This window comes from Nocardia altamirensis NBRC 108246, assembly GCF_001612685.1.
Classification (GTDB): domain Bacteria; phylum Actinomycetota; class Actinomycetes; order Mycobacteriales; family Mycobacteriaceae; genus Nocardia; species Nocardia altamirensis.
This window is the reverse complement of the sequence record NZ_BDAY01000056.1, coordinates 65,873-82,071: the sequence shown is the minus strand read 5'-3', so window position 1 is coordinate 82,071 and position 16,199 is coordinate 65,873. Positions and strand designations below refer to the sequence as shown.

General features: G+C 66.4%; 15 protein-coding genes and 1 tRNA gene. 9 read left to right on the top strand and 7 right to left on the bottom strand.

Annotated features, from left to right (window positions below; all coding sequences use genetic code 11):
• Positions 1-396 precede the first annotated feature (396 nt).
• Positions 397-924, bottom strand: a complete 528-nt coding sequence (locus tag NA11_RS28285) for a hypothetical protein (RefSeq protein ID WP_069165058.1) — start codon at positions 922-924, stop codon at positions 397-399.
• 66 nt (positions 925-990) lie between these two features.
• On the opposite strand from NA11_RS28285, the gene NA11_RS28280 reads away from it, so the two are divergent.
• Positions 991-1,581, top strand: coding sequence for a TetR/AcrR family transcriptional regulator (locus NA11_RS28280; RefSeq protein ID WP_069165057.1), 591 nt, complete (start codon positions 991-993; stop codon positions 1,579-1,581).
• A gap of 8 nt (positions 1,582-1,589) precedes the next feature.
• On the opposite strand, the gene NA11_RS28275 is transcribed toward NA11_RS28280, so the two are convergent.
• Positions 1,590-1,943: a winged helix-turn-helix transcriptional regulator gene (locus tag NA11_RS28275; RefSeq protein WP_141717888.1), complete on the bottom strand. Its 354-nt coding sequence runs from the start codon at positions 1,941-1,943 to the stop codon at positions 1,590-1,592.
• Between the two features lie 99 nt (positions 1,944-2,042).
• On the opposite strand from NA11_RS28275, the gene NA11_RS28270 reads away from it, so the two are divergent.
• Together NA11_RS28270 and NA11_RS28265 are read left to right on the top strand one after the other, a co-directional pair.
• The gene (locus tag NA11_RS28270; protein ID WP_069165056.1) at positions 2,043-2,906 is read left to right on the top strand and encodes an NAD(P)-dependent oxidoreductase; all 864 of its coding nucleotides are present in this window, start codon (positions 2,043-2,045) and stop codon (positions 2,904-2,906) included.
• Between the two features lie 87 nt (positions 2,907-2,993).
• On the top strand, positions 2,994-3,563 hold the full coding sequence (locus NA11_RS28265) for a hypothetical protein (protein WP_069165055.1): 570 nt from the start codon (positions 2,994-2,996) through the stop codon (positions 3,561-3,563).
• 48 nt (positions 3,564-3,611) lie between these two features.
• Here NA11_RS28265 and NA11_RS28260 read toward each other — a convergent pair whose 3' ends face one another.
• Positions 3,612-4,343, bottom strand: coding sequence for a hypothetical protein (locus NA11_RS28260; protein WP_141717887.1), 732 nt, complete (start codon positions 4,341-4,343; stop codon positions 3,612-3,614).
• A gap of 369 nt (positions 4,344-4,712) precedes the next feature.
• Positions 4,713-4,786 (bottom strand) — tRNA-Met (locus tag NA11_RS28255).
• A gap of 293 nt (positions 4,787-5,079) precedes the next feature.
• Between NA11_RS28255 and NA11_RS28250 the strand changes: the two genes are divergently transcribed.
• The 4 genes from NA11_RS28250 to NA11_RS28235 all read left to right on the top strand — a co-directional run bounded on the left by NA11_RS28250 (position 5,080) and on the right by NA11_RS28235 (position 10,753).
• The gene (locus tag NA11_RS28250; protein ID WP_084655138.1) at positions 5,080-6,792 is read left to right on the top strand and encodes an MDR family MFS transporter; all 1,713 of its coding nucleotides are present in this window, start codon (positions 5,080-5,082) and stop codon (positions 6,790-6,792) included.
• A 486-nt stretch (positions 6,793-7,278) separates the two neighbouring features.
• Positions 7,279-8,115 (top strand): acyl-CoA thioesterase, encoded by an 837-nt coding sequence (locus NA11_RS28245; RefSeq protein WP_069165053.1) that lies wholly within the window; start codon positions 7,279-7,281, stop codon positions 8,113-8,115.
• The gene (locus NA11_RS28240) at positions 8,115-9,503 is read left to right on the top strand and encodes a hypothetical protein (protein ID WP_069165052.1); all 1,389 of its coding nucleotides are present in this window, start codon (positions 8,115-8,117) and stop codon (positions 9,501-9,503) included. The genes NA11_RS28245 and NA11_RS28240 overlap by 1 nt, the downstream gene beginning before the upstream one ends.
• Positions 9,500-10,753, top strand: a complete 1,254-nt coding sequence (locus NA11_RS28235) for a cytochrome P450 family protein (RefSeq protein ID WP_069165051.1) — start codon at positions 9,500-9,502, stop codon at positions 10,751-10,753. The genes NA11_RS28240 and NA11_RS28235 overlap by 4 nt, the downstream gene beginning before the upstream one ends.
• 52 nt (positions 10,754-10,805) lie before the next feature.
• On the opposite strand, the gene amaB is transcribed toward NA11_RS28235, so the two are convergent.
• Positions 10,806-12,335 carry an L-piperidine-6-carboxylate dehydrogenase gene (gene amaB, locus NA11_RS28230; RefSeq protein WP_069165050.1) on the bottom strand — a complete coding sequence of 510 codons (1,530 nt, stop codon included), beginning with the start codon at positions 12,333-12,335 and terminating at the stop codon, positions 10,806-10,808.
• A 112-nt stretch (positions 12,336-12,447) separates the two neighbouring features.
• Here amaB and NA11_RS28225 point away from each other — a divergent pair, with 112 nt between their 5' ends.
• Together NA11_RS28225 and lat are read left to right on the top strand one after the other, a co-directional pair.
• Positions 12,448-12,900 carry an Lrp/AsnC family transcriptional regulator gene (locus tag NA11_RS28225; RefSeq protein WP_014981966.1) on the top strand — a complete coding sequence of 151 codons (453 nt, stop codon included), beginning with the start codon at positions 12,448-12,450 and terminating at the stop codon, positions 12,898-12,900.
• Between the two features lie 64 nt (positions 12,901-12,964).
• Entirely contained in the window at positions 12,965-14,299 is a 1,335-nt protein-coding gene (gene lat / locus NA11_RS28220; protein WP_069165049.1) for an L-lysine 6-transaminase, read from the top strand.
• A gap of 84 nt (positions 14,300-14,383) precedes the next feature.
• On the opposite strand, the gene NA11_RS28215 is transcribed toward lat, so the two are convergent.
• Positions 14,384-14,728 (bottom strand): hypothetical protein, encoded by a 345-nt coding sequence (locus NA11_RS28215; protein WP_069165048.1) that lies wholly within the window; start codon positions 14,726-14,728, stop codon positions 14,384-14,386.
• A gap of 64 nt (positions 14,729-14,792) precedes the next feature.
• Complete coding sequence (locus NA11_RS28210; RefSeq protein ID WP_069165047.1) at positions 14,793-16,130, bottom strand: amidohydrolase family protein; 1,338 nt, start codon at positions 16,128-16,130, stop codon at positions 14,793-14,795.
• Positions 16,131-16,199 lie beyond the last annotated feature (69 nt).

Sequence of the window (16,199 nt, the reverse complement as noted above, 5' to 3'; positions counted from 1 at the left end):
CTGCGGTGCGGGACCGCGACGTTGCGGGGCACGGGGGCTCGACGGCGGTAGCCCACCCGGCGGCACCGGACCGGGGCCATGCCGCGGCGGTGGCATCGGGCGCGTTCCCTGCTGTGGTCCGGACGGACGCGGCGGGGGATAGCCGCCCGGTCCCGGTTGCCTGCCCCGAGGGGGGCGACCGCCGTGCGAGCCATCGTCGTAGGGCGAGGTCACAGCCTGGATTCTCCATAACTCGAAACGGATTGCCGCGCAGGGGCGCTCACATCCAGTGAAAGGCGTTGTGGTTCACCGGGATGTTACGCAACCACCGCGACGGGACGCGTGTCGAGATCTTGACGCAGGGCAGCCACGGTCCCACCAGGCCAGCGCTGTGGTCGTCGAGACTGCGGGAAGTGCCTAAGACCGCCGCGGCAGCACGGTGTAGCTGAACGAGACGACGAAGTCGATGGCCAGGACCACCGTCCACGGCGCGAGGACACCCCACAGCGGAGCCGTCCGGTCGAGCTCGCCGACCAGCAGCGTGAACAGTCCGAGCACCACCGCGGCCACCGCGTAGGCGAGCAGGTGCCTGACCCATTGGACTCGTTCGCGGGCGGCGTGTGCCGACCCGGTCTTCGGCGGCCGCACCGGCGCGGGCCCGCCGGCGAATCGGTGCGCGAATCGCTGGTCGGCCCAGTCGATCATCTGCGGTCCGAACGCGATCGACACGCCGATGTAGATCGCGGCGAGGCCGTGGGTGAACGACGTCTCCCCGCCCCGGCGCAAATCGATGACGGCCGCGGTCAGCAGCAGCACGTCCACCAGCGGAACGCAGGCGAGCAGCACGGTGCTCAGCCGTCGTGCCGAGGTCAGGTATCGGACCGCGAGTCCGAGCGCGATCAGCACCCAGAACCCGATCTCACACCCGATGATCAGCGCAATCACAAGATCCTCCTTTTTTAACACAGTCGAGCTTAATAAAAGATAACACGACTGTGCGAAAATGGAACCGTGCCGAAGATCGTTGATCATCAGACCCGCAGGATCGAGCTCGCCGAAGCCGTCTGGCGGGTCATCGCGCGCGACGGGGTGGACGCGGTGTCCATCCGGACGGTGGCCGCGGAGTCGGGTTGGTCCTCCGGCGCGCTGCGCCACTACTTCGCGACCCGCGCCGAACTACTCGCCTTCGCGTGTGAGGAGGTGATCGACCGGGTCGGCAAGCGCATCGAGGCCTTGCCGCCTATCGGAACTCCCCGCGAGCGGGTCCGTGCGATCCTGCACGAGGCCATGCCGCTCGACGGTCAACGTGCCACCGAGGCATCGATCGCCTTTTCCTTCGTCGCCCTCGGCCTGAGCAATCCGAGCCTTGCGGCGGTGCAGCGCAAACATTTCGACGACATGTACGCAATGTGCCGCAAGCTCATCACCGACCTCGCGGCGAGCGACCTACTGGCTCAACCGGTTTCGGACCCCGATATGCTCGCCGCCCGGTTGCACGCCATCGTGGACGGCCTCAGCCTGCACGGCCTCGCGGGCCACCGCACCGCGCCCGAGATGATCGCCCAACTGGACGCATTCCTGGACGAGATTCTCGTCGACTGATCGGGCCGCTAGCGTTGCCCCGTGGGCGCAGGGCTCTCGCTCATGAGATGGGTGCGGCCCCACGCTTCCAGCGGCAGCAGCGCCTCGTTGAGCTGTATGCCCAGTGGGGTCAGCGAGTATTCGACGCGCGGCGGCACCTCGTCGTACACCTCCCGGTGCACGATCCCGTCGGCCTCCAGCTCGCGCAGGTGCGCGGTGAGAACCTTCTCCGTGACGCCGCCGACCTGGCGGCGCAGTTCGCCGAAGCGGTGCGGGCGTTCGCTCAGCGGCCACAGGATGAGCATCTTCCACTTGCCGTTGAGCACCGACAGTGTCGCGTCGAGCCCGCACGTGTACTCGCCCGGTCTGCGTGTGATCGGCACGACTGCCCCTTCCACCTGCCAGTTCGCTTACCCGGAAGTGCGTACCCACTTCCATGTACGTACTTGAGGGATCCGGGTGCCCCACCAACACTAACCGTTATGCCCGTGCACTCGAACAAAGCGCTCACTGTCCTCGGCCTCGGCGATATGGGTTCGGCGCTGACCCGTTCCTGGCTCGCCGCAGGCTATGCCGTCACGGTCTGGAACCGCAGTCCGCGACGGGCGCCTGCGGGAGCTGCGGTCGCTGCCACGGCGGCAACGGCGGTCGCCGCGAACACTCTTGTCGTCGTCTGTCTGCTCGACGACGCCGCAGTGCGGGCGACCCTCGACGGCATCGACCTCACCGGTCGCGACATCGTCAACCTGACCACGAGCACGCCCGCCGAGGCCCGCGCGCTGTCCGAATGGATCACCGCGCGCGGCGGACGTTTCTTGGACGGCGGGATCATGGCCGTCCCTTCGATGATCGGCGTCGCGGACTCGGGTGCGTATGTGTTCTACAGCGGCGCAACGGAATTGCACGAAGCCAATGCCGAGGCGTTGGCCGTGCCCGCCGGCGTCAACTACGTCGGCGCCGACCCGGGATTCGCCGCCTTGTACGACATTGCGCTGCTCAGCGCGATGTGGGGCATGTTCGCCGGTGCCGCACACGCTTTCGCCTTGATCGGCAAGGAGGACATCTCGCCGATGGCGTTCGCGCCGCTCATGGTCGCCTATCAGCAGGCGATGGCTGGCTACGCGTACGGTACCGCGGCGCAGTTGGCCCGCGGTGACTACGCCGAGGGCGTCGAGTCGAACCTGGCGATGATGGTCACGACCAACGGCACGCTGTTGCGCACCGCGGCGGAACAGGGTGTCAGTGCCGAACTCCTCACGCCCTTCATGGCATTGATGGAACGCCGAGTCGCCGAGGGTGGCGGAAAGGAATCGACGACCGGCGTCGTCGACTTGCTGCGGCGCTAGCAAGAGGCCGGATTCCACTGCCCGTGGTCTCGCGGGTTCCCAGACCAGGCAAGCGCCGCTCACCAGGGATTTTCATAGACTTCGAGAATGAAGAACGCGGGTGGCGGCAGAGGGGGTAAGACGGAGCTCGACCCATCGGTCGGTGCCGAGAAGGGGCCCGTTTTCGCCGCGCGGCCAGCTCGGCCGAGCGTGCTCGTGTTGGCGTTCGGCGTCGTGCTCGCCGGTGGGACCATCAAACTCCTCGCCTTCTGGCTCACCTCAGGTCTGGTGTCCGTTGCCATCGCTGGAACCGCCGTGACGCTGCTGCTCTGCGGCCCGCTGCTGTGGAAGCTCGGTCGCCTCGGCCGGGTCGAATGGGCGCGGTGGCGCACGCCGGACACGCTGACCCTCGACTCCCACGGGCTGGCCGTGCGATACCAGGGCACCGCGTGCCGAGTGCCGTGGCGCGATATCCGTCGGATCGACGGGCGCGGCACCGGGGGCGAGTCCGGGCGCGTGCGCGTCTGGACGGTCGCGCCCGTGTTTCCCCGCCGCTTTCGCGGCAAGGACGAAGCCGCCGTGCTGATGTCGTTCGGCGAGACCTTTCCTCGTGCCGCGATAGCGGATGCCGCGGCACAGTTCGCGCCGCAGGGAGTCAGCGTGCGCATTCGCGAATAGGCAAGTCGCTGAACAGTTCTGCATGACCGGACCGGTCGGCGCCGCAGGTCACTGCTTGACGGCCAGCACCGCAAGCTGACGGGTATCCGGGTGCAGCGAGTGCGCGTGGAGATCGAGGTCCCAGCGGAACCGGATCACTTCTTTGTCGAGCACCAGCAGTCCCGCGGCAGCCAGCCAATCGGTCGCCGCAGTCTCCTCGGTCCACGAGATGTTGTGTCCCGGTATGGGATCGGACACTTCGATAGGCAGCGAGAAGATGAAGTGCGTGCCCGCCGCCACGCTGTCCACATATCGACGCAGCGTCTCGGTCGGCTGCGCCGCGTGTTCTATCGAATCCTGGAAGAGGTAGACCTGGTAGCCCGCGGGCAGCTCATCACGGTTCATGTCGTGCTCGATGAGCTTGACCGAACTACTCCAATCGGGGCGCCAGTGCTCGAGGGTGACCGCCGCGAACTCCAAGCTGGAATACTCGAATTCACAGAGGGCGATCTCCGCCTGCGCAGTGCCGAGCAAATGCCTGACATAGCGTTGCGGCGTGCCGAATCCGATGTCGCACACCGCTGTTGGCTCCAAGCGTGCGAGGTATCCCAGCACGACATCCTGTCGACGATCATGCCAGTTTCCGGCCACGTAGTTGTGCAGATGCATCGCCATGCGCAGTGTCGTCGACGAGTACGACTCGTTCGAATAGTCCATGATGGCAAGGTCGTAGAACAGCCACGCATCGACGATCTCCTGCTGCGTAACCGAAAGCCGATGCTGGAGATGCGCTATCTCCATCCGACATTCGGGTACCTCTAACAGCGACTCGACGAGCTTCGTTACGTGCTCTCGGTATTCCATGTCGTTCTCGTTCGATCGAAGTTCTCGCGGTGCGCGCCGAGAGCCTCGATCGTGCGGTGATCAGCTCTGGTCGCCGCAGGTCACGCTGGCAAAGCTGGTCTTGACGTGTCAACTGTTAGGTATTCCCACTTGTGAAAAGGTGACGTTCCAGCGCGCATAGGTAGTAATCGGGCGTGGATAGGTAGAAATCGGGCGTGGCAGCCGCCGAACGCCCGGCTGGTCCCTCGGGAATTGCTGCGCGCTCGCCTGGATAAGCAAGAGGCCGGATTCCATTGGAATCCGGCCTCTGCCTTGTCATTTCATGTGTAGCGGGGACAGGATTTGAACCTGCGACCTCTGGGTTATGAGCCCAGCGAGCTACCGAGCTGCTCCACCCCGCGTTGGGTGTTCCCAACCTTACACACCCGGCGCCGGTATGCGAAAACGCGTGGTGAGAGGCGTTTTTGGGGTGTCGGCGGGTCCGGCGGCGCTGCCGCAACTGATGTGATCTGGATCACAACTGATCATGATTGAGATAGACGTCACTACGCGGCTCTCGGGTCGAGGCCGAGGATTATCGTTGCTGTTTCGCGTGTGGTGGGTTTGGTGGGCGCAAGATCGCCGCGGTCCGGGGAAGAGATTGGCCGCATTCCGATAACTGATGTGATTTCCTGCTGATCTTCAGGAGTGACCGATGGCGCTGCTCAAATACGGACATCGAACCGACCGGCCCACCACGCCGCCACCTCCCGAAAAAGCCGACAATCCGGGCGGATTCACCCACCGGCAGGTCCTGGTCATCCTGAGCGGCCTGATGCTCGGCATGTTCATGGCGGCGCTGGACCAGACGATCACCGCGACCGCGGTCCGCACCATCGCCGACGATCTGTCCGGCTACTCGTTGCAGGCGTGGGTCACCACGGCGTATTTGATTACCGCGACACTGACGACGCCGCTGTACGGAAAACTGTCGGATATGTACGGCCGCAGGCCATTTCTGCTCGCCGCCATCATCATCTTCGTGCTCGGTTCACTGCTGTGCACGCTGGCGCAGTCGATGTACGAGTTGGCCGTCTTCCGCGCCGTTCAGGGCGTCGGCGCCGGCGGGCTGATGTCGCTGGCCTCGGCCGTCCTCGGTGACATCGTCACGCCGAGGGAGCGGGCCAGGTATCAGGGACACTTCCTCGCCACCTGGGCCGCGGCCAGCGTGATCGGCCCGGTGCTCGGCGGCCTGTTCGCCAGCCAGCACACGATTCTCGGCATCACCGGCTGGCGCTGGGTGTTCCTGATCAACGTCCCGGTCGGCCTGATCGCCCTGGTCGTGGTCTATCGGGTGGTCCGGATCCCGAGAAGCACCCGAACCACCGGCCTGATCGACTGGTTCGGCACGGCGGCCTTCGCGATCGGCATCACGCCGCTGCTCATCGTCGCCGAGCAGGGCCGCGACTGGGGCTGGACCAGCGTGAGCGCGGTGACCTGCTATCTGGTCGGCGTGGCAGGCCTTGCCGCGTTCGTCGGCATCGAGGCGAGGATGGGCGACCAGGCGCTGATTCCGTTGCGGCTCTTCCGGAATCCGACCTTCGCGCTCGGCGTGGCGATCGCGTTCGTCGTCGGTGCGTCGCTGTTCGGCGGCATCATCCTGGTCCCGCAGTATCTGCAGGTGGTGCGCGGCGCCAGCCCGATCGCGGCGGGCCTGCAGCTGCTGCCGATGGTCGGCGGGCTGATGGTCGGCTCGATCGTGTCCAACCGGCTCATCGCGCGGACCGGCCGCTACCGCGCGTTCCCGATCTTCGGCACCGCCGTCGTCGCTGTCGGCCTGTTCCTGTTCCACTATCTGACGCCGGAGACACCGCTGTGGCGAACCATGATCTTCATGGCGATCACCGGTGTCGGTCTGGGAAATCTGTTGCAGCCCATCACCTTGGCGATCCAGAACGCCGCCGCACCGAAGGACATGGGCGTGACGAGCGCGGCCGCCACCTTCTTCCGTCAGGTCGGCGGCACGCTGGGGGTCGCGGCGTTGCTGTCCACGCTGTTCGGCCTGTTGCCGTCCAAGGTGACCGCCGCGCTGGAGGCCGCCTCGACCCAGCCCGCCTATCAGCAGGCCGTGATCGCGGGACTGCACAGCGGAAATCCCGCCGAGGTCGCCTTCGCGCAGGGCCTGGTGCGCCACGATCCGGCCGCGATCCAGCGGGTGCTCGACGATAGCTCGGTGATTCAACAGCTGAATCCGACGCTTGCCGCGCCATTGCAGACCGGGTTCGCCGATGCCATGTCGACGGTGTATCTGGCGGCCGCCGCTATCGCGGTGCTTGCGTTGGTCATGGTGCTGTTCTGGAAGGAAATCCCGTTGCGAGAATCCGGTGCTGCCGGTGCGCCCAGCCTGGGCGCCGGTGACCTGGCTTGAATCGGTAGTATCCCCCGAAACAAGACAAAACGGATAGCTTCCAGTTGGAACTTTGCACAATTGATGGCAGCTGACTTCTAGAATTAGTCTCAATTCCGCTCGACTTCGCGGAATTTATCGACAGAAAGAAGTGGAATTATTTCACTTCCGAAACCCGACAATTCGGCAGTATTCGACCAGCTCAACGCCCCTTCGCTGGCGTAGGAAAATGCCTGGTCAGTCAGGGTTGGCTGCATTTCCGTAAAGATGTCGTCATTTGGTTTGTGAAATGGACTACAGCGGCTTGAATTGAGTTCACCAGAGGTTCACTGTATTCGTTACGTAGCGTCAGAAACCTGACCTCGGCACCTGGTGCCGGCCACTCGGTCGTCCCTCCGCCGATGCTGACGCAAGCGAATCCATATTGCCGCTCGCACACCAACCGTGCGGGGGGATGCGACAACGGGGTCGTCGAACTGTTTCAGCGTCCGAAGGGAAACATGGCGCATGGTTGAGCTACTCGACGCGCTTGCGGTCGAACAAATCGACACGAACTTCTTTCGTGGCAAACTTCCGCACCGCACAGTGCTCGTGCGGGCATTCGGCGGCGAGGTGGCGGCGCGAGCGCTCGCCGCGGGCTCGTCCGGGATGTCGGACGGGTTCGCCGTCCACTCGATCCACGGCTACTTCGTCCGGCCGATGGTGTCGGAGCTGCCCATCGACTACCTGGTCGACACCGTCAAGGCGGGCCGGTCGTTCGTGGTGCGCCGGATCAGGGCGCTGCAGCACGGCCGCGAAACCTTCCTGATGGTCGCGTCCTTCCATGCGGGCGATCGTGGTGTGCGGCATGCGGATCCGTGCCCCGATGCGCCCAACCCCGAGGAGTTGGCGCGCATCGGTGCGAACGATCCCGGCTACGAATGGGATCGCTGGGACATTCGCCAAGTGCCCGGTGAGCCGAACGGCAGTGCCCGCCAGCAGGTTTGGCTGCGCTATACCGAGGAGCTACCCGACTGCTCGGTGGTGCACAGCTGCGCGCTGACCTACGCGAGTGACATGACGCTGCTCGGCGCCGCGGTCGCGCCGCATCCCGGCATCGCCATTCAGACTGCCGCACTGGACTATTCGATCTGGTTCATGCGGCCGTTCCGCGTCGACGACTGGCTGCTGTACGACGAGATATCGCCATCGGCCGAGGGCGGTCGGGCCTTCACCCAGGGCCGGATCTTCAGCCGCTCCGGCGAATTGGTCGCGATGGTCGCCCAGGAGCGGATGTTGCGACTGGCCGACCCGGACTTCGTGCTGCCGGAAGACCGCGGCTTCGTCGAAAAGGCGGCCGTCTGATGCCCCCGGTGTACGTCGGTCTCACCGACAAGGCCTTTCTGCGGCTGCACCACGGCTACGGCGCCCCTGTCATCAGCCAGACGGTGACGGTGCTGCACCATCGGCTCACCGATGAGCAGCTCACCTCGATGTACGAGGCACTGCGGGCCGGGCCGTTCCAGCGGCGCGTGCACCGCCCCGGCGTGCCCTTCGCGCGCTGGCGTTGGGTGCTTGCCGAGGACGCGCTGCCGCTGAGCCTCGAACATGCCGCGATCGACGACGCCGACGCGCTGGCGTGGGCAAACGATCAGGCGCAGTACCCGCTCGACCCGGAGCGCGGCTACGGCTGGCGGCTGTCGGCGGTGCCGACCAGGTCCGGCGGCATGGTCTGCTCCGCGGTCGCCTCGCACGCCATCGCCGATGGCCACGCAGGCCTGATGGCGGCCATCGGGCTGGTCCAGCCCGAACTCGCGACGACCGAGGGGCTTGTCGAGACCGTTCAACTCCGCACGGAGCTGAAGGAGGGTGTGCAACGCGGGATGGCCGTTGCGCGAGAGGTGGTTTCGGAAGCGCGTCGCGCAGTCAAGGATCCGGCTCATCGTGCTGCGGTGCGCACAGCGCTGACCGGGCACCGGGCCAAGCACGCGTCGGCGCCGCTCGGCTGGCGTGAGGGTTCGGTGATCGCGACTTTCGATGCGGCGCAATGGAAGAACCTTGCGGCACAGCGCGGCGGCTCGACCAACACGCTGTATCTCGCGCTGGTCGCCGACCTCATGCGGCACTGCACGCTGGTCGGCGAGAACGGACCCCTCGTCCTGCTGACGGCGGTCCGGCGGCTGCGGGAAGAGAATCAGATCGACTCGAATTCCTTTGCCCGCGTGCCGATCGTGGTGCAGCGCGAGTGGCTGGATCGGTTCGATCTCGCGCCGCTGCGGGTGGCGAGCAAGGCCTCGTTCGAGGCCGTGCACGAGGTCGGCTCCGGCGGGATCTCGCGCCCGAGGAACATGCCGCCCGAGCTGATCGACGTACTGCCCGACGGCGTGGTCGAACGACTCGTCGACACGCCGCCGATCACCGTCGGAATGTGTTCCAACATGGGCGTACTCGACCCCTTCGTGCCGACCGCGATGCGGCACGGCGCGGAGCCGACCGCGTTCGTGATGCGCGGCGTCTTCCAGGGCATCGACACTCCGCAGGCCGCGCAGCAGCCGATCGCGCTGGCGACCTGGCTCTCGGAGTTCGACGGGAAGATCCAGTGGGTGCTGGAGAGCATCAAGCCAGAAATGGCGCATTCCGACGACGAACTGGGCTTCCTGGCGCGCATCATCGCCGAGGCCTGGGGATTGAAACCGCTCACCGTCCTCAACGGCGGGGGCAGCGTAACCAAGGTAGCCAGGGAGTTCTCATGACCAAGCCACTGCTCAAACTCGGCACCGAGTTCGTCTACAACCCGCACCCGGTGTACGACGAGCTGCGCAAGCAGGGGCCGATCCATCACGTCCTGCTGCCCAACGGGCTCACCTCCTGGCTGGTCGTCGACTATCAGCTGGCGCGCGAGGTGCTCGCCGACCCCAGGATCAAGAAGGGCGCGGCCGCCCTGGCGCCGATCACCTCGCGGCTGCGGCCTGGCGACCAATACACCACCGTGAGCACGGATCTGTGGGAACACATGCTCAGCTCCGACCCGCCGGATCACACCCGCCTGCGGCGGCTGGTGACCAAGGCGTTCACCTCGCGGACGGTCGAGCAGCTGCACCCGCGGATCGAGGCCATCGCGGACAAGCTGCTCGACGAGATGGCAGACAAGCCCGAGATCGATTTGATCGACGACTACGCGCTGCCCATCCCGATGACCGTCATCTGCGAGCTGTTCGGGGTGCCCGAAGCCGACCGGGCCCGCTTCCGGGAGCTGTCGACCACGATGACGGCGTCCTCGACCGAGAACGCCGAAGACCAAGAGGCGGCGGCCAAGTCGGCGTTCTACGCAACGGCCGCCCAGCGCGGCGCGGCGAGCATCGAGTTGGCCACCTATCTGATCGGGCTGATCGCCGAGCGCTCGAAGAACCTCGGTGACGACCTGATGTCGCAGTTGATCATGGCGAACTACGAGGGCGACAAGCTCAGCGACAAGGAACTCATCGCGATGTTGTTCCTGATCCTGGTGGCAGGTCACGAAACAACGGTGAACCTCATCGGCAACGGCCTCTACGCGATGTTGCGCGATCGGATCCTGTACGAGGATCTGACCCGCACACCCGAGCGGATTCCCGCCGCCATCGAGGAGTTCCTCCGGCACGAGGGCCCGGTGCACCTGGCCACGTTGCGCTACACCGCCGAGCCGGTGACGTTGGCGGGCATCGACATTCCGGCCGAGGAGCTGGTCTCGGTCTCGCTGGCCGCGGCCGACCACGACCCGAACCAGTTCGACGATCCGCACCACATCGAGATCGGGAAGGCGGGCAAGACGAAGGGTGGGCATCTGGCCTTCGGGCACGGCATCCACTACTGCGTCGGCGCACCGCTCGCGCGACTGGAGGCGCGGATCGCCTTCGAGAAGATCCTGGCCAGGTACCCGAACATGAAGATCGCCGACGAGGTGCAGTGGCGGCCGAGCACGTTCCTGCGCGGGTTGCAGGAACTGCCGACCGTGCTCGACTGACGAGTGGTCGCCTAGGTCAGCGGTTCGACCCGCTGACCTAGGCGAACTCCGATCAGCCGAACTTGATGCCTTGTGCCAGCGGCAGTTCGGCGGAGTAGTTGATCGTGTTGGTGGCGCGGCGCATGTACGCCTTCCACGAATCCGATCCGGATTCCCGGCCGCCGCCGGTCTGCTTCTCGCCGCCGAACGCGCCGCCGATCTCGGCGCCCGAGGTGCCGATGTTCACGTTGGCGATGCCGCAGTCGGAACCGTCCGCGGCGAGGAAACGTTCGGCCTCGCGCTGATTGCTGGTGAAGACGGCCGACGAAAGGCCTTGCGGCACTGCGTTGTGCATGGCGATCGCGCTGTCGAAATCGTCATAGGTCAGCACGTACAGGATCGGCGCGAACGTCTCTTCGCGCACCACCGCGGTCTGGGCAGGCATCCGCACGATCGCCGGGCGGACGTAGTAAGCGTCGTCCCCGAAGCCATCGACTCGTTCACCGCCGCAGATCAATTCGCCGCCGTCGGCGAGCGCCTTGTCCAGCGCGGCGCGCATCCCCGCGTAGGCCCTGCCGTCGATCAGCGGGCCGACCAGCACCCCGTCTTCGAGCGGGTTGCCAACGCGCAGTTGCTGATACGCGCTCTCGATCCGCTCGATGAGCGGCCCGACCACGTCGGCGTGCACGATCAGCCTGCGCAGCGTGGTACACCGCTGCCCGGCCGTGCCCGCCGCCGCGAACACGATGCCGCGTGCCGCGAGTTCCAGATCCGCTGAGGGCGTGACGATTGCGCCATTGTTGCCGCCGAGCTCCAGCAGGCAGCGGCCGAAGCGTTCGGCCACCCTCGGCGCCACGATCTTGCCCATCCGCACCGAGCCGGTCGCGCTGACCAGGGCAACCCGCTCGTCGTCCACCAGCCTGGCGCCGACCTCGGCCGCGCCCTGGATCAGTTGGTGCACTTCGGGATCCGCGCCGACCTCGGTCGCGGCACGGCGCAGCAGCGCATGGCAGGCCAGCGCGGTCAGCGGCGTGGTCTCGGACGGCTTCCACACCACCGTGTCGCCGCAGACCAGCGCGATCGCGGTGTTCCACGCCCACACCGCGACCGGGAAGTTGAACGCCGAGATGACGCCGACCACGCCGAGCGGATGCCAGGTCTCCATCAGCCGGTGGCCTGGCCGCTCGGACGGCATCGTCTGCCCGTACAGCTGGCGGGACAGGCCGATCGCGAACTCGCAGACGTCGATCATCTCCTGCACCTCGCCCGCGGCTTCGGCGCCGATCTTGCCCGCTTCCAGCGTCACCAGCTCGGCAAGCTCGCTCTTGTGCGTGGTGAGCAGCTCGGCCAGCCTGCGCACCACGGCCGCGCGCACCGGCGCGGGCACGGTGCGCCAGGCGTCGAATGCCGTGGCGGCCCGCTCGATTGCTGCGTCGACCTCGTCCAGTGAACTGGCTTGCAGCGTCAACAATTGGCCGCCGGTGATCGGGCTGCGGGCGGGCAGATCGCCGGATTCCGGTGGCTCTACACCGAGTCCGCGCAGCACCGCCGCCGCGCGCTCCGCGAGTTCCCTGGTGGTCTGATCGCCGAGTACATCTGTCATGTGTTGCTCCGCCGTACCTTTCGGCCGCATTGCGGCGTGTTTGTCCCATGTCTTGGGAGGATGGGGGTGAGGTTTCTGCCACGTAGCGGGTCGCCTGGGTTAGCCTTCGCAAATGGCGGATACACCAGCACGACCCGTTCTCGACGACATTGATCGCCTGCTGATTCGTGAGTTGATGGCCGATGGACGCGCCACGCTGTCGAACCTGGCCGAGAAGGCGAGCCTGTCGGTGTCGGCCGTGCAGTCGAGGGTGCGCAGGTTGGAAGCGCGCGGGGTAATCCGCGGTTACACGGCGCACGTCGACCCGGAGGCACTCGGCCAGCTGTTGTCGGCATTCGTCGCGATCACTCCTCTCGACCCGTCGCAGCCGGATGACGCCCCGGCAGTGTTGCAGCACATCCCCGGGATCGAGGCGTGCCACTCGGTGGCGGGCGACGAGAGCTACATGTTGCTGGTTCGGGTTGCCTCGCCGCGGCACCTCGAGCAGCTGCTGCAGGAGATCAGAGCGACCGCCAACGTCAGGACTCGAAGCACCATCATCCTGCAGACATTCTATGACAGGTAGCTGTTACGTGTAATTAATCCGCTTTCCTGTACAGATTCCGTAAATTTTGCGTATTCTCGGTGTCGTGACCATCGAACTGGAACGCACCCGCCCGGCGGTCACCCCCGCCGCCCGGGTGCACGAGATCTTGTCGGCCAGCATCCTCGCCGATGGCTTCGACCTGGTGCTGGACCTCCACGAATCCCGCGGATGCCGGCTCGTCGACGAACGGGACGGCACCTCCTACCTCGACATGTTCGGCTTCTTCGCGTCCAACGCGCTGGGGATGAACCACCCCGCGTTGGCCGAGGACGCCGAGTTCCGCGACGAGCTGGTAACCGCCGCGCTCAACAAGCCGAGCAACTCCGACATCTATACCGTCGAGATGGCTCGGTTCGTCGAGACGTTCGTGCGGGTGCTCGGTGACCCGCGGCTGCCGCACCTGTTCTTCATCGACGGCGGCGGCCTCGCCGTGGAGAACGCGCTCAAGGTCGCGTTCGACTGGAAGAGCAGGCAGAACGAAATGAACGGCCGCTCACCGGAACTCGGCACCAAGGTGCTGCATCTGACCGGCGCCTTCCACGGCCGCACCGGATACACGATGTCGCTCACCAACACCGACCCGAAGAAGACCGCCAGGTTCCCCAAGTTCGACTGGCCGCGCATCGACTCGCCGTACCTGACCGACGATCACGACGTCGCCGAGGCGGAAGCCCTTGCGCTGGACCAGGCTCGGCGGGCATTCGCCGAAAACCCGCACGACATCGCGTGTTTCATCGCCGAACCGATCCAGGGCGAAGGCGGCGACCGGCACCTGCGGCCGGAATTCCTGCAGGCGATGCGGCAGCTGTGCCACGAGAACGACGCGCTGTTCGTCCTCGACGAGGTGCAGACCGGTGTCGGCATGACCGGCAGCACTTGGGCCTACCAACAGCTGGGCGTGCAGCCCGACGTGATCGCGTTCGGCAAGAAGACCCAGGTGTGCGGCGTGATGGCCGGCGGACGCGTCGACGAGGTGCCCGACAACGTGTTCGTGGTCAACTCCAGGATCAACTCGACCTGGGGCGGCAACCTCACCGACATGGTCCGGGTTCGGCGCATCCTCGAGGTGATCGAGCAGGACGAGCTGATCGAGCGCTCGCGTGGGCTCGGTGCGCACCTGCTCGAGCGGCTGGAAGGGCTGGCCGAGCGGCATCGGAGCATCACCGAGCCGCGGGGCCGCGGGCTGATGTGCGCGGTCACCGTCGCCTCGGCGGAGCTGCGCGACGAGGTGATCACCGCACTGCGTGAGCGCGAGCACCTGCTCATCCTCGGCACCGGTGACCGTGGCATCCGCTTCCGGCCGGCGCTGACCGTCAGCATCACCGAGCTGGACGCCGCGGTCGACGCGCTGGACCGGGTGCTCACCAGCTTCGAATAGGAACCCGTGCGGGCGCGGCCGGACCTGGTCCGGCCGCGCCCGACGTGCGTTTCAGGACGTGTGGGTCCAGGGTCGGCGGGCGCGTCAGCGCGTGATCGGGCGCAGCCCGAGCCCGCCTTCGACGAATCTGCGGACGGTGGTCAGGCCCGCCGCGAGCGCGGGTTCGTAGCCGGTGCGAGCCCAGCCGGTGAGCGCGGCGGTGCCGTCTTCGGCCGGTGTCGCGCCGACCTCGGCGACCATTTCGGCGGTCGTCGGTTCGCAGACCGCCCAGGAGAAGTGGGTTTCCTCCACCCAGCCCGCGATGCGCAACGCGACGTAGGCTGGATCAGTGATGCCGCCCTCGGCGAGGGCAGGTCGGTCATCGATGCGGTCGTCGGCCCGCAACGCACGCAGATACCAAGTCCCCGCGTTGATTTCGATCGGTTCCATCTGTGCCGACGCCCCTTACGATTACGCCGCGAGATCCCCCAACGGCTGTGTCATCTCGTCGAGGTTAGTTGGTGTTGTCCACGACGATGCGGCCGTCCCGCAGTACCGCGTCGACGTGGCGCAGCGCGGTGATGTCGGCCAGCGGGTCGCCTGTGACGACAAGCAGGTCGGCGGCCTTGCCCGGCTCGATGGTCCCGATCGCGTCGGCGTGCAGGGTCGCGGCGGGCGTCACCGTCGCGGCGGTGATGGCCTCGCGCGGGGTGAGGCCTGCGGCGACGAGTAGTTCGAGTTCGCGAATCAGTCCGGGGCCCGCGTAGACGCCGCCGAAGCTGGCGTCGCTGCCCGCGATGATCCGGCCGCCCGCGGCGCGGAACTCCCTGACCCGAGCGTAGATCGCGTCCTTGATCGGTTGGTCGAACACCTGGTCGGTGACGGCGAGCGTCGGCGCGAGCGTAATGCCGCGCTGCACAAGGGTTTCGGGGATGCCAGGTGGCCAGCCTTCGCGCACGCCGCGCGGCTCCAGATGGTCGAGGCCGTCGATGCCCGCCGCGAGCAGATCGTCGAGGTCGGCCAGAGTTCCCCAGTGCGCGAAGACCTTTGTGTCGTGGCGGTGCGCCTCGTCGATGATCGCGGTGAGGATGTCGAGCCGGATCGGTTCGAGCACTTTGCGTTCCGGATTTCCGCGTTCCTGGACCACCTTGATCAGGTCGACCGGATCGTCCCCGCCGGCCAGGGCGCGCACCATCTCGCGTGCCTGCTCCGGGTTTTCCGGGAGTCGCACCGTATCCGAGTTCGCCTCGATGCCGACGGTGGCGACCGGGTGGCCGCCCGGCGTGGTGAAGATCGGTCCCGCGATCAGCATGCGCGGGCCCTCCAGCTCGGCCGTCCTGATCTTGTTCCGCAGCGTGTGCACCCAGGCGTTCTCGTCGCCCATGCTCCGGATCGTCGTCACGCCGCTGCGCAGGAAATTTCGCCGTTTGCCTGGTTCATAGCGATACCAGTCGGCGACGAGGCCTGGCATGTCGAGTGGCCCGATCTTCTTGCCCCTCGGGCCTTCTGGCGCTTGCAGATGGACGTGGGAATCGATCAGCCCCGGCAGGACGGTCCGGCCCGCGAGGTCGCGCCGCTCGGCATCCTGCGGCACCACCACCTCGGATCCGACCGCGACGATCACGCCGTTCTCGATCAGGATCGTCGCGTTCGCGCGCGGCTGCAGGTCCGGGCCGACCAGGACGGTGGCGCCGGTCAAGGCCAGTCTGCCGGTCTGCCGCGGCGACGCCTTGTACAGGGTCAGCCGGTAGTGCGCGTACCCGGCTGCGATCGACAAGAGCACGATGACCACGCAAAACGCGAGGGGATACAGCACCCACCGTCGCAGTCGACGAGATCGTGTCCCTGTCATGCCTGCGACGCTACGCGGGGCCGCGCGTCGCGGTCGTCATCCTGATTGCGTAGTTGCGGGGATGATTTC